This is a genomic window from Bacillus sp. ES1-5, assembly GCF_022487605.1.
Classification (GTDB): domain Bacteria; phylum Bacillota; class Bacilli; order Bacillales; family Bacillaceae_G; genus Bacillus_A; species Bacillus_A wiedmannii.
Map to the genome: position 1 here is coordinate 12,271 of NZ_JAKVPU010000015.1, position 25,071 is coordinate 37,341.

At 40.9% G+C, this 25,071-nt stretch carries 32 protein-coding genes; all 32 read right to left on the reverse strand.

Annotated features, from left to right (window positions below):
* Complete coding sequence (gene infA, locus MKO96_RS28025; protein ID WP_001029884.1) at positions 1–219, reverse strand: translation initiation factor IF-1; 219 nt, start codon at positions 217–219, stop codon at positions 1–3.
* 68 nt (positions 220–287) lie between these two features.
* Positions 288–1,034: a type I methionyl aminopeptidase gene (map, locus tag MKO96_RS28030; RefSeq protein WP_000582542.1), complete on the reverse strand. Its 747-nt coding sequence runs from the start codon at positions 1,032–1,034 to the stop codon at positions 288–290.
* Positions 1,034–1,684 (reverse strand): adenylate kinase, encoded by a 651-nt coding sequence (locus tag MKO96_RS28035; RefSeq protein ID WP_001048998.1) that lies wholly within the window; start codon positions 1,682–1,684, stop codon positions 1,034–1,036. The genes map and MKO96_RS28035 overlap by 1 nt, the downstream gene beginning before the upstream one ends.
* A gap of 56 nt (positions 1,685–1,740) precedes the next feature.
* Positions 1,741–3,042, reverse strand: a complete 1,302-nt coding sequence (gene secY, locus MKO96_RS28040; protein WP_000490118.1) for a preprotein translocase subunit SecY — start codon at positions 3,040–3,042, stop codon at positions 1,741–1,743.
* The gene (gene rplO / locus MKO96_RS28045) at positions 3,042–3,482 is read right to left on the reverse strand and encodes a 50S ribosomal protein L15 (protein ID WP_000766083.1); all 441 of its coding nucleotides are present in this window, start codon (positions 3,480–3,482) and stop codon (positions 3,042–3,044) included. The genes secY and rplO overlap by 1 nt, the downstream gene beginning before the upstream one ends.
* Before the next feature lie 33 nt (positions 3,483–3,515).
* Positions 3,516–3,698 (reverse strand): 50S ribosomal protein L30, encoded by a 183-nt coding sequence (gene rpmD / locus MKO96_RS28050; protein ID WP_001085231.1) that lies wholly within the window; start codon positions 3,696–3,698, stop codon positions 3,516–3,518.
* A gap of 13 nt (positions 3,699–3,711) precedes the next feature.
* Positions 3,712–4,212, reverse strand: a complete 501-nt coding sequence (gene rpsE / locus MKO96_RS28055; protein ID WP_000554646.1) for a 30S ribosomal protein S5 — start codon at positions 4,210–4,212, stop codon at positions 3,712–3,714.
* A gap of 21 nt (positions 4,213–4,233) precedes the next feature.
* Positions 4,234–4,596 (reverse strand): 50S ribosomal protein L18, encoded by a 363-nt coding sequence (gene rplR, locus MKO96_RS28060; RefSeq protein WP_000628818.1) that lies wholly within the window; start codon positions 4,594–4,596, stop codon positions 4,234–4,236.
* Positions 4,597–4,627: 31 nt separating this feature from the next.
* Positions 4,628–5,167 (reverse strand): 50S ribosomal protein L6, encoded by a 540-nt coding sequence (gene rplF / locus MKO96_RS28065; RefSeq protein WP_000086550.1) that lies wholly within the window; start codon positions 5,165–5,167, stop codon positions 4,628–4,630.
* Between the two features lie 32 nt (positions 5,168–5,199).
* Complete coding sequence (gene rpsH, locus MKO96_RS28070; protein WP_000245511.1) at positions 5,200–5,598, reverse strand: 30S ribosomal protein S8; 399 nt, start codon at positions 5,596–5,598, stop codon at positions 5,200–5,202.
* 29 nt (positions 5,599–5,627) lie between these two features.
* Positions 5,628–5,813, reverse strand: a complete 186-nt coding sequence (rpsN, locus tag MKO96_RS28075) for a 30S ribosomal protein S14 (RefSeq protein WP_001085700.1) — start codon at positions 5,811–5,813, stop codon at positions 5,628–5,630.
* A 33-nt stretch (positions 5,814–5,846) separates the two neighbouring features.
* Positions 5,847–6,386: a 50S ribosomal protein L5 gene (gene rplE, locus MKO96_RS28080; RefSeq protein WP_076542645.1), complete on the reverse strand. Its 540-nt coding sequence runs from the start codon at positions 6,384–6,386 to the stop codon at positions 5,847–5,849.
* A gap of 26 nt (positions 6,387–6,412) precedes the next feature.
* Positions 6,413–6,724, reverse strand: a complete 312-nt coding sequence (rplX, locus tag MKO96_RS28085; protein WP_000558201.1) for a 50S ribosomal protein L24 — start codon at positions 6,722–6,724, stop codon at positions 6,413–6,415.
* 38 nt (positions 6,725–6,762) lie between these two features.
* Entirely contained in the window at positions 6,763–7,131 is a 369-nt protein-coding gene (gene rplN / locus MKO96_RS28090; RefSeq protein WP_000615912.1) for a 50S ribosomal protein L14, read from the reverse strand.
* A gap of 43 nt (positions 7,132–7,174) precedes the next feature.
* Positions 7,175–7,438 (reverse strand): 30S ribosomal protein S17, encoded by a 264-nt coding sequence (gene rpsQ, locus MKO96_RS28095; RefSeq protein ID WP_000004106.1) that lies wholly within the window; start codon positions 7,436–7,438, stop codon positions 7,175–7,177.
* A 20-nt stretch (positions 7,439–7,458) separates the two neighbouring features.
* Positions 7,459–7,659 (reverse strand): 50S ribosomal protein L29, encoded by a 201-nt coding sequence (gene rpmC / locus MKO96_RS28100; protein WP_000855718.1) that lies wholly within the window; start codon positions 7,657–7,659, stop codon positions 7,459–7,461.
* On the reverse strand, positions 7,649–8,083 hold the full coding sequence (gene rplP / locus MKO96_RS28105) for a 50S ribosomal protein L16 (RefSeq protein ID WP_000928969.1): 435 nt from the start codon (positions 8,081–8,083) through the stop codon (positions 7,649–7,651). The genes rpmC and rplP overlap by 11 nt, the downstream gene beginning before the upstream one ends.
* A 1-nt stretch (position 8,084) precedes the next feature.
* Complete coding sequence (gene rpsC / locus MKO96_RS28110; RefSeq protein WP_000529958.1) at positions 8,085–8,744, reverse strand: 30S ribosomal protein S3; 660 nt, start codon at positions 8,742–8,744, stop codon at positions 8,085–8,087.
* Between the two features lie 3 nt (positions 8,745–8,747).
* Complete coding sequence (gene rplV / locus MKO96_RS28115) at positions 8,748–9,089, reverse strand: 50S ribosomal protein L22 (protein WP_001148024.1); 342 nt, start codon at positions 9,087–9,089, stop codon at positions 8,748–8,750.
* 17 nt (positions 9,090–9,106) lie between these two features.
* On the reverse strand, positions 9,107–9,385 hold the full coding sequence (rpsS, locus tag MKO96_RS28120) for a 30S ribosomal protein S19 (protein WP_000124452.1): 279 nt from the start codon (positions 9,383–9,385) through the stop codon (positions 9,107–9,109).
* A 60-nt stretch (positions 9,386–9,445) separates the two neighbouring features.
* A complete protein-coding gene (gene rplB / locus MKO96_RS28125) occupies positions 9,446–10,276 on the reverse strand; it encodes a 50S ribosomal protein L2 (RefSeq protein WP_000511583.1) in 831 nt (276 codons plus the stop codon).
* Between the two features lie 28 nt (positions 10,277–10,304).
* Entirely contained in the window at positions 10,305–10,595 is a 291-nt protein-coding gene (rplW, locus tag MKO96_RS28130; RefSeq protein WP_001205558.1) for a 50S ribosomal protein L23, read from the reverse strand.
* Positions 10,595–11,218: a 50S ribosomal protein L4 gene (gene rplD, locus MKO96_RS28135; RefSeq protein ID WP_001127258.1), complete on the reverse strand. Its 624-nt coding sequence runs from the start codon at positions 11,216–11,218 to the stop codon at positions 10,595–10,597. The genes rplW and rplD overlap by 1 nt, the downstream gene beginning before the upstream one ends.
* 25 nt (positions 11,219–11,243) lie before the next feature.
* Positions 11,244–11,876, reverse strand: coding sequence for a 50S ribosomal protein L3 (rplC, locus tag MKO96_RS28140; RefSeq protein ID WP_000160209.1), 633 nt, complete (start codon positions 11,874–11,876; stop codon positions 11,244–11,246).
* Between the two features lie 34 nt (positions 11,877–11,910).
* On the reverse strand, positions 11,911–12,219 hold the full coding sequence (gene rpsJ / locus MKO96_RS28145; protein WP_001040595.1) for a 30S ribosomal protein S10: 309 nt from the start codon (positions 12,217–12,219) through the stop codon (positions 11,911–11,913).
* Between the two features lie 402 nt (positions 12,220–12,621).
* The gene (tuf, locus tag MKO96_RS28150; protein WP_001029616.1) at positions 12,622–13,812 is read right to left on the reverse strand and encodes an elongation factor Tu; all 1,191 of its coding nucleotides are present in this window, start codon (positions 13,810–13,812) and stop codon (positions 12,622–12,624) included.
* Positions 13,813–13,929: 117 nt separating this feature from the next.
* Entirely contained in the window at positions 13,930–16,008 is a 2,079-nt protein-coding gene (gene fusA / locus MKO96_RS28155; protein WP_076542643.1) for an elongation factor G, read from the reverse strand.
* Positions 16,009–16,212: 204 nt separating this feature from the next.
* On the reverse strand, positions 16,213–16,683 hold the full coding sequence (gene rpsG, locus MKO96_RS28160) for a 30S ribosomal protein S7 (RefSeq protein ID WP_001137489.1): 471 nt from the start codon (positions 16,681–16,683) through the stop codon (positions 16,213–16,215).
* A 29-nt stretch (positions 16,684–16,712) separates the two neighbouring features.
* A complete protein-coding gene (rpsL, locus tag MKO96_RS28165) occupies positions 16,713–17,135 on the reverse strand; it encodes a 30S ribosomal protein S12 (RefSeq protein ID WP_001142341.1) in 423 nt (140 codons plus the stop codon).
* 114 nt (positions 17,136–17,249) lie between these two features.
* Complete coding sequence (locus tag MKO96_RS28170; protein ID WP_000121828.1) at positions 17,250–17,498, reverse strand: 50S ribosomal protein L7ae-like protein; 249 nt, start codon at positions 17,496–17,498, stop codon at positions 17,250–17,252.
* Between the two features lie 113 nt (positions 17,499–17,611).
* Positions 17,612–21,223, reverse strand: a complete 3,612-nt coding sequence (gene rpoC, locus MKO96_RS28175; protein ID WP_000567948.1) for a DNA-directed RNA polymerase subunit beta' — start codon at positions 21,221–21,223, stop codon at positions 17,612–17,614.
* Between the two features lie 37 nt (positions 21,224–21,260).
* A complete protein-coding gene (rpoB, locus tag MKO96_RS28180) occupies positions 21,261–24,794 on the reverse strand; it encodes a DNA-directed RNA polymerase subunit beta (protein WP_076542641.1) in 3,534 nt (1,177 codons plus the stop codon).
* Positions 24,795–25,071 lie beyond the last annotated feature (277 nt).

The following is a 25,071-nucleotide window of genomic DNA, read 5'->3' on the forward strand; positions in this document are numbered from 1 at the left end:
TTATTTAAAACGGTACGTAATACGACCACGATTTAAATCGTACGGAGATAATTCTACCGTAACTTTGTCTCCTGGTAAAATACGAATGAAGTTCATACGGATTTTACCAGAAACGTGAGCCAATACGACATGCCCATTCTCTAATTCTACTTTGAACATAGCATTTGGCAACGTTTCAAGAACGGTACCTTCGACTTCAATTACATCATCTTTAGCCATTCAATAGTTCTCCCTTCTTCAAATCAGTAACATTTTACACTGCTCTGAAATCCCGGAGAGCCAGCTACTTATAAAGTGGTAAGGATTTCGTATCCTGCTTCTGTAAGAGCAATCGTGTGCTCAAAGTGTGCACACCATTTACCATCTACCGTTACCACTGTCCAGTCATCAGATAGTGTTTTTACATATCGTCTTCCTTGATTCACCATCGGTTCAACACAGATGACCATTCCCGGCTTTAATCTAGGGCCTCTATTTGGTGGACCATAGTGCGGGATTTGAGGGTCCTCATGTAAGTCTTGCCCGATTCCGTGACCAACATACTCCCTAACGATCGAGAACCCATTCTCTTCAGCATGGGTTTGAACCGCATGTGAGATATTTGATAATCTTTCGCCTGGTTTTACTTGTTCTAGACCAAGATACAACGATTTTTCTGTGACATCAAGTAGCTTTTGAACAGATTCAGAAATGTTTCCAACTGGATACGTCCATGCAGAATCTCCATGGTACCCATTGTATTTCGCACCAATATCGATACTGATGATATCGCCCTCTTCGAGCTTGCGCTTCCCTGGAATTCCGTGTACAAGCTCTTCATTTACAGAAGCACATATGCTCCCCGGAAATCCGTTGTATCCTTTAAAAGATGGCGTAGCACCATATTTTCGAATCGTCTTTTCCGCTATTTGATCGAGCTCTTTCGTTGTAATTCCTGGAGTAATATGCTGTTTCAACTCTTGATGAGTTAAAGCAACGATCCTGCCAGCTTCTCGCATGATTTCTATCTCGCGAGGAGTTTTGCAGATGATCATTACGCTAAGCCTCCGATGAGAACATCGATATCAGCAAATACTTTATTGATATCTTGCTCACCATTAATGCTTTGTAAGTAACCAAGCTCCTCGTAGAAATCAAGCAAAGGTTTTGTTTGCTTAATATTTACATCTAAACGATTTGCCACAGTTTCTTCATTGTCATCAGAGCGTTGATATAATTCGCCACCACATTTATCGCACACATCAGCTTTTGCTGGTGGATTGAATTCTAAGTGGTAAGTCGCACCGCACTCTTTACAAATGCGACGGCCTGTAAGGCGTGTTAATAACAACCCTGAATCCACATTAATGTTTAAAACATAGTCGATTTTTTTACCAAGATCTTTCATAATCTCTTCAAGAGCTGATGCTTGTGCAACAGTTCGTGGGAAACCGTCTAGTAAGAAACCTCTTACGCAGTCTTCTTGACTTAAACGTTCACGAACGATTCCGATTGTAACTTCATCTGGAACAAGTGCACCTTTATCAATAAAAGATTTTGCTTGTAGACCCATTTCAGTTTCAGCCTTCATAGCTGCACGGAACATATCTCCTGTTGAAATGTGAGGGATGTTATACTTGGCAACAATCTGTTCGGCTTGTGTACCTTTACCAGCACCAGGAAGCCCCATTAAAATTAAGTTCATCCTTGTTCCCCCTCAGAGTACATGAGCATGTAGGGAAGACAATTCTTCCCACTTACTCATTGCTTGATAAACCCTTTGTAATGGCGTTTTACCAGTTGGCTTTCTAGCTGCTTCATTGTTTCTAAAGCAACGCCGACAACGATTAACATACTCGTTCCACCAATCTGTGCAGATGGAGGAAGATTTCCCAATTTCGTAAAGATAACTGGTAAGATTGCAATCGCTGCTAGGAAAATTGATCCTACAAAGGTCAAACGATACAAGATTTTTGTTAGATATTGTTCCGTATTCTTACCCGGACGAATACCTGGAACATATCCACCTTGTTTGTTTAGATTCTCTGACATTTGCTCTGGATTAACCTGAACAAACGCATAGAAATATGTGAAGGCTACAATGAGCGCAACATATATGATCATTCCCACTGGGTGAGAATAGTTAAAGTTTGCAATGATCCACTGCGATACATCATGCTTCGGGAAGAACTGTGCAATAGTTGGAGGCGTAATTAAGAATGAAACAGCAAAAATGACTGGAATAACACCCGCACTATTTACCTTAAGCGGTAAATGTGTGTTTTGTGCTCCAGCATGATTCCCATTCCCTCCTGTTACACGCTTCGCATATTGAATTGGGATCTTTCTAACAGCCTGTTGAATGAAAATAACACCAACAATAACCGCTAGCACAGCTAGTAAGATCAATGCAACTTTAACGATACTCATGAACAATTGATCTCCGATATTTTGAAACTGTTGTTGATACACTTGAGATATAACACTTGGGATCGCTGCGGCAATACCGCCAAAGATAAGGATGGAAATACCATTACCTACACCTTTAGCTGTAATCTGTTCACCTAACCACATTAAAAATGCAGTACCAGCAGTCAGTACCGTAGCAATGTATAAATAAGTGCTCCAACCAGGATTCAAAATTAATTGCCCACCTACCATACCGTTAAAACCGATTGACATACCAAACCCCTGAATAAACGCAAGAACAATTGTAAAATAACGCGTGAATTGCGTTAGTTTACGACGGCCCATTTCACCTTGCTTCGACCATTCCGAAAATTTAGGAACAACATCCATCTGCAATAATTGCACGATGATGGATGCTGTAATATACGGCATGATTCCCATCGCGAAGATGGAGAAGTTTTTTAAGGCGCCACCGCCAAATGTATTTAGGATACCTAAGGCATTTAATTGATCTTGTGCTTTCAGTACGTCTCCATTTGTAAATGGCACTGGGATAAACGTGCCAATCCTGAATACGATTAACATCGCTAAAGTGAATAATATTTTACGTCTTATCTCAGCAACGCGCATAAAGTTGGAGATTGTACGAAACATTAGATCACCTCAACTGATCCGCCAGCTGCTTCAATTGCTTCTTTAGCACTTGAAGAGAACTTGTGCGCTTTAACAGTTAATTTTTTCTCTACTGCGCCGCTTGCAAGAATTTTAACACCGTCGTTTAACTTGCTGATAACGCCAGTTTCCAGCAATAATTCAGGTGTTACTTCTGTACCATCTTCAAAACGATTTAACGTTGATAAGTTTACAATAGTAAACTCTTTACGGTTAATGTTTGTGAAGCCGCGTTTTGGTAAACGACGGAATAATGGAGTTTGACCACCTTCGAAGCCAAGACGAACACCGCCACCAGAACGTGCGTTTTGTCCTTTATGACCTTTACCAGCAGTTTTACCGTTACCAGAACCGATACCACGACCGACACGGTTACGTACTTTACGAGAACCTTCTGCAGGTTTTAATTCATGAAGTTTCATTCCCAGGCACCTCCTTATATTAATGAGTTATCCTTAAGCTTCTTTTACAGTTATAAGGTGAGAAACTTTGTTGATCATACCAAGAATAGCAGGAGTTTCTTCCTTAACTACAGTTGAATTCAACTTTTTAAGACCTAAAGCTTCTACCGTCGCACGTTGATCTTGTGGACGACCAATTACACTACGAGTGAGGGTAATTTCTAACTTTTTCGCCATTTGTTTTCCCTCCTTAACCTAGTAGCTCTTCTACAGATTTACCGCGTAATTTTGCAACATCTTCAGCGCGCTTAAGTTCGCTTAATCCGTTCACAGTAGCGCGAATCATGTTGATTGGTGTGTTAGAACCAAGAGATTTCGAAAGAATATCTTGTACACCAGCTAATTCAAGTACCGCACGAACAGGTCCACCAGCAATAACACCAGTACCTTCAGCAGCAGGTTTTAAGAATACTTCACCAGCTCCAAAATGACCGTTGATTGTGTGTGGAATTGTTGTACCAACTAATGGTACAGCGATTAAGTTTTTCTTAGCGTCTTCGATAGCTTTGCGGATTGCGTCTGGTACCTCTTGTGCTTTACCAGTACCGAATCCAACATGACCGTTTTTATCGCCAACTACAACTAGTGCAGCAAAGCGGAAACGACGACCACCCTTAACAACTTTCGCGACACGATTTATCGTAACTACACGTTCTTCAAGTTCTAATTTACTTGGGTCAATGCGATGCATCAATTTTCCCTCCTTTGACCATTAAAATTGTAATCCAGCCTCACGAGCAGCCTCAGCTAGAGCTTTAACACGGCCATGGTATAAGTAACCACCGCGATCGAATACTACTTCTTTAACGCCTTTCTCTACAGCACGCTTAGCAACTGATTCTCCTACTTTCGTAGCAGCTTCAGTATTGCTAGTACCGTTAAGAGCAAGGTCTTTATCAAGAGTAGATGCACTTACTAACGTTACACCATTTACATCATCAATAACTTGAGCGTAAATATGTTGGTTAGAACGGAACACGTTTAAACGTGGACGTTCTGCAGTACCAGTAAGTTTAGCACGTACACGTGCATGTCTTTTCTTACGAGTCGCATTTTTATCAGCTTTAGTGATCATTCTTGTCACTCCTTTCTCTCACCTAACGGGTTTACTTAGCAGTTTTACCTTCTTTACGACGAACAACTTCGCCTTCGTAACGAATACCTTTACCTTTATAAGGCTCAGGAGCACGTACAGCACGGATGTTAGCAGCAAATTCGCCAACACGTTGCTTGTCGATACCTTTGATTACGATTTTAGTTGGTACAGGTACTTCAACTTCAAGACCTGCTTCCGGAGTCATTTCTACTGGATGAGAATAACCTACGCTTAATACAAGTTTATCTCCTTGTTTTTGAGCACGGTAACCAACACCGACTAATTCAAGTCCGCGTGCGAAACCTGTAGTTACACCTTCAACCATGTTTCCGATTAAAGCACGAGTTGTACCGTGTAATGCACGGTGTTCCTTCTGTTCAGAAGGACGCTCAACTGTTAGTGTATTTTCTTCAATTTTGATAGACATATCAGCATTGAATTTACGAGTTAATTCACCTTTAGGGCCTTTTACTGCTACAGTATTGTCTTCTGCAATTGTAATAGTAACACCTGCAGGGATTTCAAGAATCTTTTTACCAATACGAGACATGTGGTCACACCTCCGTTCGTTTTAAATATATATTACCAAACGTATGCTACTACTTCTCCACCAGTTTGTAATTGACGAGCGTCTTTGTCTGTCATTACTCCCTTAGATGTAGAAACAAGAGCGATACCTAATCCGTTAAGTACACGTGGTACTTCATCAGCTTTAGCGTAAACGCGTAAGCCAGGTTTACTGATACGTTTTAATCCAGTGATTACACGTTCATTGTTTGCACCATATTTCAGGAAAATACGAAGGATACCTTGTTTGTTATCCTCGATGTATTCTACATCACGAATGAAACCTTCACGTTTTAAAAGTTCAGCGATCTCTTTTTTGATTTTAGAAGCAGGAACCTCTAATTTCTCATGACGTACCATGTTCGCATTACGGATGCGAGTAAGCATGTCTGCAATTGGATCTGTCATCACCATGTGTTTTACCTCCTTCCCATTTGTGGGTTTTACCAACTAGCTTTTTTAACACCAGGAATTTGACCTTTATATGCAAGTTCACGGAAACAAATACGGCAAAGCTTAAATTTGCGGTATACAGAATGCGGACGACCGCAGCGTTCGCAACGTGTATACTCTTGTACTTTAAACTTAGGAGTACGCTTTTGTTTCGCTATCATAGATTTTTTAGCCACGTTTTCGCCTCCTCTACTTAGCGTTGGCTTCCATTATTTTTGGAATGGCATACCGAATTGTGTTAAAAGTTCACGAGCTTCTTCATCAGTTTTCGCTGTAGTAACGATTACGATGTCCATACCGCGGACTTTGCTTACTTTATCATAATCAATCTCAGGGAAGATAAGTTGCTCTTTAACACCTAATGTGTAGTTCCCACGACCATCGAATGATTTCTTAGAAACACCACGGAAATCACGTACACGTGGTAAAGAAACTGATACTAATTTGTCGAAGAACTCATACATTTGCTCGCCGCGTAAAGTTACTTTCGCACCGATTGGCATACCTTCACGAAGACGGAAACCAGCGATTGATTTTTTAGCACGAGTTACAACAGGCTTTTGACCTGTGATTTGTGTTAATTCTTCTACTGCATTGTCTAAAGCTTTTGAGTTAGATACCGCGTCACCAACACCAGTGTTGATTACGATCTTTTCGATTTTCGGTACTTCCATCACAGATTTATAGTTAAACTTGCTCACAAGAGCAGGAGTAATTTCCTTTTGGAACTTCTCTTTAAGGCGATTCAATGAAGTGACCTCCTTTCTTAAGAAAATTATTTATCTAATAATTCACCAGATTTTTTTGCAATACGGACTTTTTTACCATCTTCTACTTTGAAGCCTACGCGAGTAGGTTCACCTGTTTTCGGATCTAAAACCATAACGTTAGAAACGTGAATAGGTGCTTCTTTAGTAATAATTCCACCTTGTGGATTTAATTGAGATGGCTTAGAGTGTTTTTTAACGATGTTAACACCCTCAACGATAACACGGTTTTGCTTTGGGAAAGCCACAAGGATAACGCCTTGTTTTCCTTTGTCTTTTCCAGTGATTACCTGTACTTTATCACCTTTTTTTACATGCATCTTAATTCTGCACCTCCTTAGCAAGGCAATACCTTAAATTATAGAACTTCTGGAGCTAAAGAAACGATCTTCATGAAGTTGCTATCACGTAATTCACGAGCTACTGGTCCGAAGATACGAGTACCACGTGGGCTCTTATCGTCTTTGATGATAACCGCTGCGTTTTCATCAAATTTGATATAAGAACCGTCCGGACGACGAGCTCCGCTCTTCGTACGTACTACTACTGCTTTAACAACGTCACCTTTTTTAACAACGCCACCTGGTGTTGCTTGTTTTACCGTAGCAACGATAATGTCACCAATGTTAGCATATTTACGACCAGAGCCGCCTAATACTTTAATTGTTAAAAGTTCACGTGCACCAGAGTTGTCAGCAACTTTCAAACGAGATTCTTGTTGGATCATGTTATGAAACCTCCCTTCGGACTAAAAATTCCGATTCGTCTATTTAGATAATAACCGCTTCTTCAACGATTTCAACTAAACGGAAACGCTTAGTAGCAGAAAGCGGGCGAGTTTCCATGATTTTAACGATATCGCCAAGTTTCGCTTGGTTTTGCTCATCATGGGCTTTGTACTTCTTAGAATACTTAACACGTTTTCCGTACAAGGAATGAGTTTTGTAAGTTTCAACTAAAACTGTAATCGTTTTGTCCATTTTGTCAGACACAACACGACCAGTATAAACTTTGCGTTGGTTACGTTCGCTCACTATGCAAACCTCCCCTCAATTTATCGATTAATTCCGATCTCTCTTTCACGAACTACAGTTTTCATACGAGCAATTGCTTTACGCACTTCACGAATGCGAGTTGGATTCTCTAATTGTCCTGTAGCAAGTTGGAAGCGAAGATTGAACAATTCTTCCTTTAAAGCTTTAACTTTTGTTTCGATTTCGGCAGTGGTTAATTCACGAATATCATTAGTTTTCATTAGATTCACCACCATTTTCTTCACGTTTTACGAATTTACATTTCACAGGTAACTTGTGAGCTGCAAGACGTAATGCTTCGCGTGCTACCTCTTCAGATACACCCGCGATTTCGAACATAATTTTCCCAGGTTTTACTACTGCTACCCAGCCTTCTGGTGCCCCTTTACCGGAACCCATACGTACTTCTAGAGGTTTTGCAGTGTAAGGTTTAGAAGGGAAAATTTTAATCCATACTTTACCGCCACGTTTCATGTAACGAGTCATTGCACGACGAGCAGCTTCGATTTGACGGTTTGTAATCCATGAAGCAGCTTGTGCTTGTAAACCGAATTCACCGAAAGCAATTTCAGTTCCACCTTTTGCACGACCACGCATTTTACCACGATGCTCTCTACGATATTTTACGCGTTTTGGCATTAACATATTATTTTCCTCCTTCCTCAGAAGCTTTCTTTTTTGTAGGAAGGACTTCTCCACGGTAGATCCATACTTTTACGCCTAATTTACCGTATGTTGTATCAGCTTCAACTGCTGCATAGTCAATATCAGCGCGAAGTGTATGAAGTGGAACAGTTCCTTCACTGTAAGATTCTGCACGAGCGATATCAGCTCCGCCAAGACGACCAGAAACCTGTGTTTTAATACCTTTAGCACCTGCACGCATAGCACGTTGAATAACTTGCTTTTGTGCACGACGGAATGATACACGGTTTTCTAATTGACGAGCAATGTTTTCGCCTACTAATTTAGCGTTAAGATCAGCTCTCTTAACTTCTAAAATGTTGATGTGTACACGCTTGCCTGTTAATTGGTTAAGAGCTTTACGAAGTGCTTCAACTTCAGTACCACCTTTACCAATTACCATACCAGGTTTTGCAGTGTGAATTGTAACATTTACACGATTTGCTGCACGTTCGATTTCTACTTTAGCAACAGCAGAATCTTTTAAGCGTACAGTAATGTACTCACGGATTTTGATGTCTTCATGTAATAATGTAGCATAATCTTTTTCTGCGAACCAACGAGATTCCCAGTCACGGATAACGCCGACACGAAGACCAATTGGATTAACCTTTTGACCCATCGATTATCCCTCCTTCTTTTCTGATACCACAACTGTGATGTGGCTTGTGCGTTTGTTAATTTGGCTTGCACGACCCATTGCACGTGGACGGAAACGTTTCAACGTTGGACCTTCGTCAACGAAAACTTTTTCAACAACTAGGTTGTTAATATCCATCTCATAATTGTGCTCTGCATTTGCGATTGCAGATTTTAAAACTTTCTCTACAACTGGAGAAGCAGTTTTTGGTGTGTGGTTAAGGATAGCAATCGCTTCACCCACTTGCTTACCTCGGATTAAGTCTACTACTAAACGAACTTTACGAGGAGCAATACGAACTGTTCTCGCTACTGCTTTAGCTTGCATTGAAGTGCCTCCTCTCATTATCTTCTAGTTTTCTTATCGTCAGCAAGGTGACCTTTATACGTACGAGTTGGTGCGAATTCACCTAACTTATGGCCAACCATATCCTCAGTGATGTACACAGGTACGTGTTTACGACCATCATATACAGCGATTGTGTGTCCGATGAACTGAGGGAAGATTGTTGAACGGCGAGACCAAGTTTTAACAACTTGTTTTTGCTCAGATGCAACTAATTTTTCCATTTTGTTCATTAAGTGATCATCGACAAATGGTCCTTTTTTTAAGCTACGAGCCATTTTGGTGCCTCCCTTCGTGATTGGCGTACGGTTCTAGAAATGAACCGTACTACAATCCCATTATTTTTTACGACGACGAACGATGAATTTGTCAGACGCTTTGTTTTTCTTACGAGTCTTGAATCCAAGAGTTGGTTTACCCCATGGAGACATTGGAGACTTACGTCCGATTGGAGAACGTCCTTCACCACCACCGTGTGGGTGATCAACCGGGTTCATTACAGAACCACGAACTGTTGGGCGTTTACCTAACCAGCGAGAGCGACCTGCTTTACCGATTTTGATAAGTTCGTGCTGTTCGTTACCTACTTGACCGATTGAAGCGCGACAAGCAGATAATACAAGACGTACTTCACCAGAAGTTAAACGTACAAGTACGTATTTACCTTCTTTACCAAGTACTTGAGCAGATGTACCAGCAGAACGAACTAATTGTCCGCCACGACCAGGCTTAAGCTCAATATTATGAACAACAGTACCTACTGGAATGTTGATTAATGGTAATGCGTTACCGATTTTGATGTCAGCTTCTGGGCCAGACATAACTTCCATACCTACTTCTAAAGATTTAGGAGCAAGAATGTAACGTTTTTCACCGTCAACGTAGTTAATTAATGCGATATTCGCAGAGCGGTTTGGATCGTATTCGATCGTAGCAACGCGTCCTGGAATTCCATCTTTGTTACGCTTAAAGTCGATGATACGGTATTGACGCTTATGTCCGCCACCTTGATGACGTACAGTAATTTTACCTTGGTTATTACGACCAGCCTTCTTGCTTAAAGGAGCAAGTAATGACTTTTCTGGTCTGTCAGTCGTGATTTCAGCGAAATCATTCGTAGTCATATTACGACGACCGTTAGTAGTTGGATTATACTTTTTAATTCCCATCTCAATTTCCCTCCTTCTTTAGTAAGAATTAAACGCCTTGGAAGATTTCGATTTCTTTGCTGTCAGCAGTTAGCTTAACGATTGCTTTACGACGACGGCTAGTAAAACCAGCGTGACGACCAACGCGTTTTGCTTTCGGCTTGTAGTTCATGATGTTCACTTTTTCTACTTTAACACCAAAGATCGCTTCAAGAGCATCTTTAACTTCTGTTTTATTAGATTTAACGTCCACATCGAACGTGTATTTTTTTTCAGCCATCATTTCCATAGAACGTTCAGTGATAACTGGGCGCTTAATGATATCACGAGGATCTCTCATTATGCAAGCACCTCCTCTACTTTTTCCACTGCCGCTTTTGTCATGATTAGCTTATCATGATGAAGCACGTCTAAAACGTTTACGCCATCAGCAGTGATTACTGTTACTCCAGGGATATTGCGAGCAGATAACTCTACAGATTCGTTTGCATCAGCAGTTACGATAAGAGCTTTCTTCTCAACAGTTAATCCTTTAAGTACTGCTAGCATGTCTTTTGTTTTTGGTGCATTTAACACTAGGTCTTCAAGAACTACAATGTTGTTCTCAACTACTTTAGTAGCTAATGCAGATTTGATTGCTAAACGACGAACCTTCTTAGGAAGTTTGTACGCATAGCTTCTTGGTGTAGGTCCGAATACCGTACCACCACCACGCCATTGAGGAGAGCGGATAGACCCTTGACGAGCACGTCCAGTTCCTTTTTGACGCCATGGTTTACGACCACCACCACGAACTTCAGAACGAGTTTTTACTTTGTGTGTACCTTGACGTAAAGATGCACGTTGCATCATTACAGCTTCGAAAAGTACAGCTTCATTTGGTTCGATACCGAAAATAGCTTCAGCTAATTCGATTTCACCAACCTGTGAACCAGTTTGGTTATATACAGTAACTTTTGGCATTGGAATTCCTCCTTCCTATTGTGAATTATTTGCTAACCTTCACAGCGCCTTGAACAACTACAAGAGATTTCTTAGCACCTGGAACGTTACCTTTTACTAGTAATAAGTTGCGCTCAGTGTCAACTTGAACGATTTCTAAGTTTTGGATAGTAACTTGGTCTCCACCCATACGTCCAGCAAGTTTTTTGCCTTTGAATACACGGTTCGGAGCAACTGGGCCCATTGAACCTGGACGACGGTGATAGCGAGAACCATGAGACATAGGTCCGCGAGATTGTCCGTGGCGTTTGATAACACCTTGGAAACCTTTACCTTTAGAAATTCCTGTTACGTCAACGATTTCACCTGCAGCGAAAACTTCAACTTTTACCTCTTGACCAACCTCTAATCCGTCCACGTCTGCATCGCGGATTTCGCGAATGAAGCGCTTAGGAGTTGTAGATGCTTTAGCAGTGTGGCCTTGTTCAGGTTTGTTAGTTAACTTTTCACGTTTATCTTCAAATCCTAACTGGATTGCATTGTAGCCATCAGTTTCAGTTGTTTTCTTTTGAAGAACAACGTTTGGATTAGCAGCGATAACTGTTACTGGGATTAACTCACCGTTCTCAGCAAATACTTGAGTCATACCGATCTTTCTTCCTAAGATTCCTTTGGTCATGAGTTACACCTCCTACATTTTTAAGTTATATGAATTATAGTTTGATTTCGATATCTACACCAGACGGTAAGTCTAAACGCATTAATGAATCTACTGTTTGTGGAGTAGGACTCACGATATCGATTAAACGTTTGTGTGTGCGCATTTCGAATTGCTCACGAGAATCTTTGTACTTATGAACAGCACGAAGAATTGTGTAAATAGTCTTCTCAGTTGGTAATGGGATCGGACCAGAAACTGTTGCCCCAGAACGCTTAGCTGTTTCTACAATTTTCTCAGCTGATTGATCAAGAATACGGTGATCATAAGCTTTTAAACGGATACGAATTTTTTCTTTTGCCATTATTTTCCCTCCTTCGTTCGCCTATTTCTAAAATAGACCTTCTCCATGGAAATTTCCCCACACCATGCCATGGCAAAGCGGCCGGGTGTGTCAGCAACCTTCCACTTCATCGCAGTCAAAGACCAACATTGTCTATTATACAATGTTATTCGTCTAGATGCAAGCATCTTTTTGTTTGCATCTGCTTTTCTCTACTTTTGCTATTATACATGGCACTTTAAAGAATTTCAAGTTTTCATCTGCTCTTATTCAACTTACAGTTTATGGATGTTGCTTCTTGTTTTATATACTATAGAAGAAACTCATTCAAAGATAGGAAACACACCTCTTTCTTCTATATTAATAAACAATAAAAAAACCCAAAGGAGAATCCCTTGGGTTTTTTAATAATCTATTTAAAGATTACTCAGCAACGATTGTAGCAACTACACCGTAACCTACTGTACGTCCACCTTCACGAATAGAGAATTTAGTTCCCTCTTCGATAGCGATTGGAGCGATAAGTTCGATAGTCATTTCGATGTTGTCACCAGGCATTACCATTTCAGTACCTTCTGGTAATTGGATGATACCAGTTACGTCAGTTGTACGGAAGTAGAACTGAGGACGGTAGTTAGCGAAGAATGGAGTGTGACGTCCACCTTCTTCTTTAGATAATACGAAAACTTCAGCTTTGAATTTAGCGTGAGCTTTTACAGAGCCAGTTTTAGCAAGAACTTGTCCACGTTGGATGTCTTCACGAGCAACCCCACGAAGTAAAGCACCGATGTTGTCTCCAGCTTGAGCTTGGTCAAGAAGTTTACGGAACATCTCTACACCAGTTACAGTTGTAGAAGCATTTTCTTCAGCAAGACCGATGATTTCTACTACGTCACCAACTTTAACGATTCCGCGCTCTACACGACCAGTTGCAACTGTACCACGACCTGTGATAGAGAATACATCCTCGATAGGCATTAAGAATGGTTTGTCAGTTTCACGTTCTGGAGTTGGGATGTAAGCATCAACTTCAGTCATTAATTCAATGATTTTTGCTTCCCAATCAGCTTCTCCTTGAAGAGCTTTAAGAGCAGAACCTTTGATTACAGGAATGTCGTCGCCTGGGAATCCGTATTCAGATAATAGGTCGCGAACTTCCATTTCTACTAATTCTAATAATTCTTCGTCGTCTACCATGTCGCATTTGTTTAAGAATACAACGATGTAAGGAACACCTACTTGACGAGAAAGAAGGATGTGCTCACGTGTTTGAGGCATTGGGCCATCAGCAGCAGATACTACTAAGATACCGCCGTCCATTTGAGCAGCACCAGTGATCATGTTTTTAACATAGTCAGCGTGACCTGGGCAGTCAACGTGTGCATAGTGACGAGTTTCAGTTTCGTACTCAACGTGTGCAGTTGAGATTGTGATTCCGCGCTCTCTTTCTTCTGGAGCAGCGTCGATTTGATCGTATCCGCGTGCTTCAGCACCACCAGCTTTTGCAAGAACTGTAGTGATCGCAGCAGTTAATGTAGTTTTACCATGGTCAACGTGGCCGATTGTACCGATGTTAACATGGGGTTTAGAACGTTCGAATTTAGCTTTAGCCATTCTAAATTCCTCCTTAGTTTATATAGGTTATTTTATATTTAGACTAGAAAGCGAAACTTAAGTCTCACTTTCTAAGCTTACATAAGTAGTTATACTTGAACAATCGATAAAAATCAATTATTCACCTTTATTTTTTTTAATAATTTCTTCAGAAACAGACTTCGGTACTTCTTCATAATGATCAAATGTCATTGAGAATGTTCCGCGTCCTTGAGTGTTAGAACGTAATGCCGTTGCATAACCGAACATTTCAGAAAGTGGAACCATAGCGCGAACAACTTGTGCGTTACCACGAGCTTCCATACCTTCTACACGTCCACGACGAGATGTTACGTCGCCCATAATGTCGCCCATGTACTCTTCAGGAATTACAACTTCAACTTTCATCATTGGCTCAAGAATTACTGGGCTACATTTAGAAACCGCAGCTTTAAGTGCCATAGATGCAGCGATTTTGAACGCCATCTCAGATGAATCGACATCATGGTAAGATCCGTCAACTAACGCAGCTTTAATGTCAACTAGTGGATAACCAGCTAGTACACCATTTTTAAGTGAGTCTTCAAGACCCGCTCCAACAGCTGGGATGTATTCACGTGGAACTACACCGCCGACGATTTTGTTTTGGAATTCAAAACCTTTACCTTCTTCATTAGGTTCAAACTCAATCCAAACGTGACCGAATTGTCCACGACCACCAGATTGACGAGCGAACTTACCTTCAACTTTCGCAGCAGCGCGGAAAGTCTCACGGTATGCTACCTGAGGAGCACCAACGTTTGCTTCCACTTTGAATTCACGGCGCATACGGTCAACGATGATATCAAGGTGAAGTTCACCCATACCAGCGATGATTGTTTGGCCAGTTTCTTGGTCAGTGTGAGCACGGAATGTTGGATCTTCTTCAGAAAGCTTAGATAATGCTGTACCCATTTTATCTTGGTCAGCTTTAGATTTTGGTTCGATAGCTACAGAGATAACTGGCTCTGGGAATTCCATAGACTCAAGGATAACAAGACTCTTCTCATCACAAAGAGTATCTCCAGTAGTAGTATCTTTTAAACCTACAGCAGCAGCGATATCACCAGCATAAACTGTTGAAATCTCTTCACGGCTGTTAGCGTGCATTTGTAGGATACGACCTACACGCTCACGCTTGCCTTTAGTTGAGTTTTTCACGTATGATCCAGAGTTTAACACACCAGAGTACACACGGAAGAACGTTAGCTTACCAACATAAGGGTCAGTCATGATTTTGAATGCTAGAGCTGCGAATGGTTCTTCATCGCTAGACTTACGTTCGATTTCTTCCTCTGTATCCGGAAGAGTACCTTTAATAGCAGGTACATCTAATGGAGACGGTAGGTAATCGATTACTGCGTCTAACAGAATTTGAACACCTTTATTTTTGAATGCAGAACCACAGATTACTGGGAAGAATTCTACAGAAGTTGTAGCCTTACGGATACCAGCTTTAAGCTCTTCTACAGTGATTTCTTCACCTTCTAGGTACTTCATCATCATTTCTTCATCAAGCTCAGCTACCGCTTCGATAAGCTTTCCACGGTATTCTTCAGCTAATTCTTTGTGCTCTTCAGGAATTTCAACACGCTCGATGTCTGTTCCTAAATCGTTACCGTACATATAAGCACACTCTTCAACAAGGTCAATGATACCATTGAACTCATCTTCAGCACCGATTGGCAACTGAATTGGATGTGCGTTTGCTTGTAAACGATCGTGGATTGTTCCTACAGAGTATAAGAAATCTGCACCGATCTTATCCATTTTGTTAACGAATACGATACGAGGTACACCGTAAGTAGTAGCCTGACGCCAAACAGTTTCTGTTTGTGGTTCTACACCAGATTGTGCATCAAGTACTGCTACCGCACCATCAAGTACGCGTAAAGAACGTTCTACTTCTACTGTGAAGTCTACGTGTCCTGGAGTGTCAATGATGTTTACACGGTGACCTTTCCATTGAGCTGTAGTTGCAGCAGAAGTAATTGTGATACCACGCTCTTGCTCTTGCTCCATCCAGTCCATCTGAGATGCACCTTCATGAGTTTCACCGATTTTATGAATACGTCCTGTATAATACAGAATACGCTCAGTTGCTGTTGTTTTACCAGCATCGATGTGAGCCATGATACCAATATTACGAGTGTTTTCTAAAGAGAACTCTCTTGTCATTTGGTGTCTTGCTCCTTCCATATATGGATTGGATTTTTATTTTAAGTAGCAAAAAAGCCACTTTATATTGTTACATATGCCAGTGTCCAGTACCCTCATTATGTAAAACGAGCGCCCAACGAAAGGGAGAGGCATTCTCCCTCTCCACACTTCCATAAGCGACAAATAAAGCGGTTTATGCATACATTTATTTTACGTTGAATCCTACCAACGGTAATGAGCAAATGCTTTGTTAGCTTCTGCCATTTTATGAGTGTCTTCACGTTTCTTAACAGATGCACCAGCGTTGTTAGCTGCATCTAAGATTTCGTAAGCTAGACGCTCTTCCATAGTTTTTTCACCACGAAGACGAGCATAGTTTACTAACCAGCGAAGACCTAAAGTTGTACGGCGTTCTGGACGAACCTCAACTGGAACTTGGTAGTTAGCACCACCAACACGACGAGCACGTACTTCAAGAACAGGCATGATGTTCTTAAGAGCTTGCTCGAATACTTCCATAGGGTCTTTATCTGAACGTTCACGAACGATATCGAAAGCGTTATAAAGAATTGTTTGAGATTTACCTTTTTTACCGTCAACCATCATTTTGTTGATAAGGCGTGTTACTAGCTTAGACTTGTACATTGGATCTGGTAACACGTCACGTTTCGCAACAGGTCCTTTACGAGGCATATTGAGTTCCTCCTTTCATTATAAGTTTATTATTTTTTAGCAGGTTTTGGTCGCTTAGTACCATATTTAGAACGTCCTTGCATACGTTTGTCAACACCAGCTGTATCAAGCGCACCACGAACGATGTGGTAACGTACCCCTGGTAAATCCTTTACTCGACCACCGCGAATTAATACTACGCTATGCTCTTGTAGGTTATGACCGATACCTGGGATGTAAGCTGTAACCTCGATACCGTTTGTTAAACGTACACGAGCGTATTTACGTAACGCTGAGTTAGGTTTCTTTGGAGTCATTGTACCAACACGAGTACATACACCACGTTTTTGAGGTGCAGAGATATCAGTTGATTTTTTCTTTAAAGAGTTGAACCCTTTGTTTAACGCAGGTGATTTAGATTTCCATACTTTATCAGTACGACCATTTCTCACTAATTGGTTAATAGTAGGCATTTGATTATCCTCCCTTCGCATGTTTGTATGACCACATATCCAGGTGGTTCATTATTAGTTGAAAACAAAGTTTTTGCAAGGGAGAGCAAATGCTCTCTCCTCACAAAAACAGTTTTAACTTATTATTCCTATTGCTGAAGCTCCCACTTGAATCCCCGAAACTTTTCCAAGCTTACGAACTGATTCAACTTTGGTTATGGGTATGTTATGTTGCAAGGCGGTACGAATGATCATATGGGTTAACCGCATATCAGCATCTTCCGCAATAACAACTTCTTTAACTATACCATTTTTGATTGCCTCCAATGTGCGTTTATGACCAACGACTACATTTTCAGCATTTGACACTTTTTGATAAGACATATAAATATCCTCCAAAGCATCGTTCAGGAGCAACCTTGATTATAGTAACATTTTGACTCATACAATGTCAACTAGGATTAACTGTTTTTATACAAAATTTACGACGGAAAATTTTACTGCTCCACATAAACTTCATCGTTTTCTACATTCATGTCACCTTGTGTTGTTTTTACAAGATCCACTTTGCGATAACGATTCATACCTGTTCCAGCAGGAACAAGTTTACCGATAATAACATTTTCTTTCAATCCTAGAAGCTCATCTCGTTTACCCTTAATTGCTGCATCAGTTAAGACACGTGTCGTTTCTTGGAACGATGCTGCAGATAAGAATGAATCAGTTTCAAGTGAAGCTTTTGTAATACCAAGTAGAACAGGTCTAGCCGTTGCTGGTTGTTTACCTTTCAGTAACACCTTCGCATTCGCATCAGTAAACTGATGGATATCTAGTAGTGTTCCTGGTAATACATCTGTTTCACCCGCATCACTTACACGAACTTTACGTAACATTTGACGTACCATTACTTCTACGTGTTTGTCACCAATTTCTACCCCTTGCATACGGTATACTTTTTGAACTTCACGTAGTAAGTATTCTTGAACCGCCGTAATGTCCGTTACTTTTAGTAATTCTTTCGGATCAATAGAACCTTCTGTTAACTCTTTACCGTGGCTAATTGGCTGTCCTAAAGTTACTTTCAGACGTGCACCGTAAGGAATAGCATACGTACGAGCTTCAACTTCACCCTGTACAACTACTTCTTGGCGATCTTTAACATCGTTGATCGCTGCGATAACACCATCGATTTCACTGATAACTGCCTGACCTTTCGGGTTACGAGCTTCGAAGATCTCTTGGATACGAGGTAAACCTTGAGTGATATCATCTCCGGCAACCCCACCTGTATGGAACGTACGCATCGTTAACTGTGTACCTGGCTCACCGATAGATTGAGCTGCGATAATACCTACCGCTTCTCCTACTTCTACGTCTGTACCAGTTGCTAAGTTACGACCGTAACACTTCTTACATACACCGTGGCGAGTGTTACACGTGAACGCTGAACGAATGTTTACAGTTTCAACACCCGAATTTTCAACGATATGAGCGATATCTTCAGTAATTAGTTGGTTTTCACTAACTAATACTTCACCTGTTTCAGGATGTTTTACAGTTTTTCTTGCAAAACGTCCAACAAGACGATCATATAATGACTCAATTACTTCATTACCCTCTTTAATCGCACCAATTAATAGACCACGATCTGTTCCACAATCATCTTCACGGACAATTACATCTTGTGCAACGTCTACAAGACGACGTGTTAAGTAACCAGAATCGGCAGTTTTAAGTGCTGTATCGGCAAGACCTTTACGCGCACCATGCGTAGAGATGAAGTACTCAAGTACTGTTAAACCTTCACGGAAACTTGATTTAATTGGAAGTTCGATAATACGACCAGATGGATTGGCCATCAGACCACGCATACCAGCAAGCTGAGTAAAGTTCGATGCGTTACCACGGGCACCGGAATCACTCATCATGAAGATTGGATTGCGTTTATTCAAGGATTTCATCAGTTTTCCTTGGATAACATCTTTTGCATTACTCCAAATAGAGATAACGCGATCGTAACGTTCTTCTTCCGTGATTAAACCGCGACGGAATTGTTTAATTACATTATCTACTTTTGCTTGTGCTTCGTGGAGAATTTCATCTTTTTCGCCTAATACAAGAATGTCAGATACCCCAACTGTAATACCAGCTTTTGTAGAGTACTTAAATCCTAAGTTTTTCATGCGGTCAAGCATACGAGATGTTTCCGTAATTTGGAAACGTTTAAATACTTCCGCAATGATGTTACCAAGGATCTTCTTGCTAAATGGCGCCACTTCTTCGCGACTAGCAATAATTTCTTTAATGTTCGCACCTTTTTCAACGAAATACTCCGCTGGTGTTTCTTTTTCAAGGTTTGAGTTTGTCGGTTCATTAATATAAGGGAACGACTCTGGTAAGATTTCGTTAAATATTAATTTACCAACTGTTGTTAATAGAAGCTTACCTTTTTGCTCTTCAGTAAATGTTACGTTATTTACTGAACTTGCAGCAACTGCAACACGTGTGTGCAGATGTACATATCCATTTTGGTATGCAAGTATTGCTTCGTTTGCATCTTTGAAGACCATACCTTCACCGATTGCGCCTTCACGCTCAAGTGTTAAGTAGTAGTTACCTAATACCATATCCTGAGATGGAGTAACAACTGGTTTTCCGTCTTTTGGATTCAAGATGTTTTGTGCCGCTAACATAAGAATACGAGCTTCTGCTTGTGCCTCTGATGATAACGGTACGTGAACCGCCATTTGGTCACCGTCAAAGTCCGCGTTGTATGCAGTACATACAAGTGGGTGAAGACGAATTGCGCGACCTTCTACTAATGTAGGTTCAAACGCCTGGATACCAAGACGGTGAAGTGTTGGTGCGCGGTTTAGAAGTACTGGATGCTCTTTGATCACAGATTCTAAAACGTCCCAAACTTCAGGTTGTACACGCTCGATTTTACGTTTAGCACTCTTAATGTTGTGTGCTAAACCTTTTCCAACTAACTCTTTCATAACGAAAGGCTTAAACAATTCAAGCGCCATTTCTTTCGGTAATCCACATTGGTACATCTTTAAGTTCGGTCCTACAACGATTACAGAACGACCAGAGTAGTCAACACGTTTACCTAATAAGTTTTGACGGAAACGTCCTTGTTTACCTTTAAGCATGTGAGATAGTGATTTTAATGGACGGTTACCTGGTCCAGTAACTGGACGGCCACGGCGACCATTATCGATTAATGCGTCTACAGCTTCTTGTAACATACGTTTTTCGTTTTGAACGATGATGCTTGGTGCACCTAAGTCCAATAGACGTTTTAAACGATTATTACGGTTAATTACACGACGGTATAAGTCGTTTAAGTCAGAAGTAGCAAAACGTCCACCATCCAACTGTACCATTGGGCGTAGTTCCGGTGGGATAACTGGAAGAACATCTAGGATCATCCAAGATGGGTGATTTCCAGAGTTACGGAATGCTTCTAATACTTCTAGACGTTTAATAGCACGAGTACGTCGTTGTCCTTGTGCTGTTTTTAATTCTTCTTTTAAGAAGTCTACTTCTTTATCTAAATCGATGTCTTGCAGTAGCTTTTTAATCGCTTCTGCACCCATAGCAGCTTGGAATGTGCTACCATATCGATCACGATATGCACGGTATTCTTTTTCAGAAAGTAATTGCTTCTTATCAAGTGGTGTATCTCCACTTTCTGTTACAACATAAGAAGCGAAATAAATTACTTCTTCAAGCGCGCGAGGGGACATGTCTAAGACAAGTCCCATGCGGCTCGGGATACCTTTGAAATACCAAATATGAGATACAGGAGCAGCTAATTCGATATGACCCATACGTTCACGACGAACTTTTGCACGCGTTACTTCAACGCCACATCGATCACAAACTACACCTTTATAACGTACACGTTTGTATTTTCCGCAATGACATTCCCAGTCCTTTTGTGGTCCGAAAATACGCTCACAGAACAAGCCATCTTTTTCAGGCTTTAACGTACGATAGTTAATTGTTTCTGGTTTCTTAACTTCACCGTATGACCAAGAACGAATCTTGTCAGGTGAAGCAAGTCCAATCTTCATATATTCAAAGTTATTTACATCTATCAAGGGGCCTACCTCCCTTTTAGTCTACAGGTTATCCCAATTATTCTTTAGTTGTCTCAACTTCGACATTCAATTTATCTGCTGATTGATGATCGTCGTCATCTTCTGTATCACGCATTTCGATTTCTTTATCGTCGCTAGACATCATTTTAACGTCCATACCTAAACTTTGCAGCTCTTTAATCAATACTTTGAATGATTCAGGAACGCCTGGTTCTGGAACATTTTCGCCTTTAACAATTGCTTCATACGTCTTAACACGTCCAATAACATCATCAGACTTCACTGTTAAGATTTCTTGAAGAGTATAAGCAGCACCGTAAGCTTCAAGTGCCCAAACCTCCATCTCACCGAAACGCTGTCCACCGAACTGAGCTTTACCTCCAAGAGGCTGCTGCGTTACAAGTGAGTACGGTCCAGTAGAACGAGCATGAAGTTTATCGTCAACCATGTGCGCAAGTTTGATCATATACATGACACCAACAGATACGCGGTTATCGAATGGTTCACCAGTACGTCCGTCATACAGAATTGTTTTCGCGTCATTTGCCATACCAGCTTCTTCAATCGTGCCCCAAACATCTTCCTCACGAGCACCATCGAATACTGGTGTTGCAATGTGAATACCAAGGTATCTTGCTGCCATACCAAGATGAAGCTCTAATACCTGACCGATATTCATACGAGATGGTACACCTAATGGGTTTAACATGATATCGATTGGCGTACCGTCTGGTAAGTAAGGCATATCTTCTTCTGGTAAAATACGAGAGATAACACCTTTGTTACCGTGACGTCCAGCCATCTTGTCACCTTCAGAGATTTTACGCTTTTGAACGATATATGCACGTACAAGTTGATTCACGCCTGGTGGCAATTCATCGCCATCTTCACGGTTGAATACTTTTACGTCTAAGATAATACCGCCACCACCGTGTGGTACACGTAGTGATGTATCACGTACTTCACGTGCTTTTTCTCCAAAGATAGCATGTAATAGACGTTCTTCAGCTGTTAATTCTGTTACACCTTTAGGTGTTACTTTACCAACAAGTAAATCTCCATCTTTTACTTCCGCACCAACGCGAATGATACCGCGCTCGTCAAGGTTGCGTAATGCATCTTCCCCAACGTTTGGAATGTCACGTGTAATTTCTTCTGGTCCAAGCTTCGTATCACGAGCTTCTGACTCATATTCTTCAATATGAATAGAAGTGTACACATCGTCTTTTACAAGGCGCTCACTCATAATGATCGCATCCTCGTAGTTATAACCGTCCCAAGTCATGAAGCCAACAAGCACGTTACGTCCAAGTGCTAGTTCACCTAATTCCATAGAAGGACCATCCGCAAGGATTTCACCTTTTACAACTTCATTTCCAACACTTACGATTGGACGTTGGTTGTAGCAAGTTCCTTGGTTAGAACGAATGAATTTTTGCATTTTGTAGCGATCTAAGTCGCCTTTTACTGTTTGACCGTCAACTTCTACATAGCGACGTACCCAAACTTCACGTGCTTCTACGCGTTCAACAACACCAGGATGTTTACAGATTACTGCAGCACCTGAGTCTTTTGCTGATACGTACTCCATACCTGTACCTACAATCGGAGATTCCGGATTCATTAACGGAACCGCCTGACGTTGCATGTTCGCTCCCATAAGTGCGCGGTTAGAGTCATCGTTTTCTAAGAACGGAATACAAGCTGTCGCTGCCGACACTACTTGTTTTGGAGATACATCCATGTAGTCGATGCGTTCTTTATTTGTGACAATGTTTTCACCACGGAAACGCGCTACGATATCTTCACTAAGGAATTCTCCTTCTTCAGATAATTTCATATTCGCTTGGGCTACAACATAATTATCTTCTTCATCTGCTGTTAAGTAATCAACCTGCCCTGTTACAAGACCAGATTCTGGATCAACACGACGGTATGGTGTTTCAATGAAACCAAACTCATTTACCTTCGCGAACGATGATAATGAGTTAATCAAACCAATGTTTGGTCCCTCTGGTGTTTCAATCGGACACATACGACCATAGTGAGAGTAGTGAACGTCACGTACTTCAAAGCCTGCGCGCTCACGCGTTAAACCACCGGGTCCTAATGCAGATAGTCTTCGTTTGTGAGTTAACTCTGCTAATGGGTTTGTTTGATCCATGAACTGAGATAACTGAGAACTTCCGAAGAACTCTTTAATAGATGCAATAACCGGGCGAATGTTAATTAACGCTTGTGGTGTAATTGCATTTGTATCTTGAATCGACATTCTCTCACGAACAACACGTTCCATACGAGAAAGACCGATACGGAATTGATTTTGTAATAGTTCTCCAACAGAACGCAGACGACGGTTTCCTAAATGGTCGATATCATCTGTATCCCCTACTTTGTATAGTAGGTTGAAGAAGTAACTGATAGAAGCAAGGATATCACCTGGTGTGATGTGTTTTACATCACGAGTAATATTTGCATTACCAATTACATTAATCACTCGTTCGCCTTCTGACTCAGGAGCATAAATCTTAATAGATTGCAGCTCAACATCGCCTGCTACCACTCCACCCATTGGTTTCGCTGTTTTGAATCCAATGTTTTTCTCTAAGTAAGGTAGAATGCGATCCAGCGTACGACGATCTAAGACTGTTCCTTCTGCCGCTAAAATCTCACCAGTTTCTGGATCTACTAGTGTTTCAGCTAAACGTTGGTTAAACAATCTGTTTTTAATGTGTAGCTTTTTGTTGATCTTATAGCGACCTACATTTGCTAAATCATAGCGCTTCGGATCAAAGAAACGAGACACAAGTAAGCTCTTTGCATTTTCTACTGTTGGTGGTTCACCAGGGCGTAGACGCTCATAAATTTCAAGCAATGCTTTCTCTGTGCTATCTGTGTTGTCTTTTTCTAATGTGTTGCTTAAGTATTCGTTATCACCTAAAAGCTCGGTGATTTCTTGATCAGAGCCAAACCCTAATGCGCGTAACAAAACAGTTACAGGGAGTTTACGCGTACGGTCAATACGCACATATACAACATCCTTAGCATCTGTTTCATACTCTAACCAAGCTCCGCGGTTTGGAATTACAGTAGCAGTAAAACCACGTTTTCCGTTTTTATCCACTTTGCCACTATAGTATACGCTTGGAGAGCGAACTAACTGGGAAACGATAACACGTTCTGCACCGTTAATTACGAATGTTCCAGTCTCTGTCATGAGTGGGAAATCTCCCATGAACACATCTTGTTCTTTTACTTCACCAGTTTCCTTGTTGATTAGACGCACTTTTACACGAAGTGGTGCTGCATACGTCACATCACGCTCTTTGCATTCGTCTACAGAGTATTTAGGTTCACCTAAGCTGTAGTCGATAAATTCAAGCGATAGATTTCCCGTAAAGTCTTCGATCGGAGAAATGTCCTGGAACATTTCTCGCAAACCCTCATCAAGAAACCACTGATAAGAAGAGGTTTGAATTTCGATAAGATTTGGTAACTCTAATACTTCACTAATACGGGCATAACTTCTTCGTTGGCGGTGGCGTCCGTATTGAACTAGTTGACCTGTCAACTGCTTCACCCCTCAAATCATGAGTATTATAAATGCACAAAAAAATTTGTGCAAAATCACAAATAAATACAACTACTGCTATTAGCGTAGTTTTTTTCTCTTAAAGATAAATACGTTGAGTCTTTCTACCTGCTCAAAAAAGAAAAATGGCTTCTATAAGAAAACCATCATTCTGTTTCATAATCTGCTGATTTTACTATCTTTTCCAAGAGAAACAAAAATATACATCTTTCTCAACGCAGAAAATCATATATTGGCATTGTATAATGTTAACATA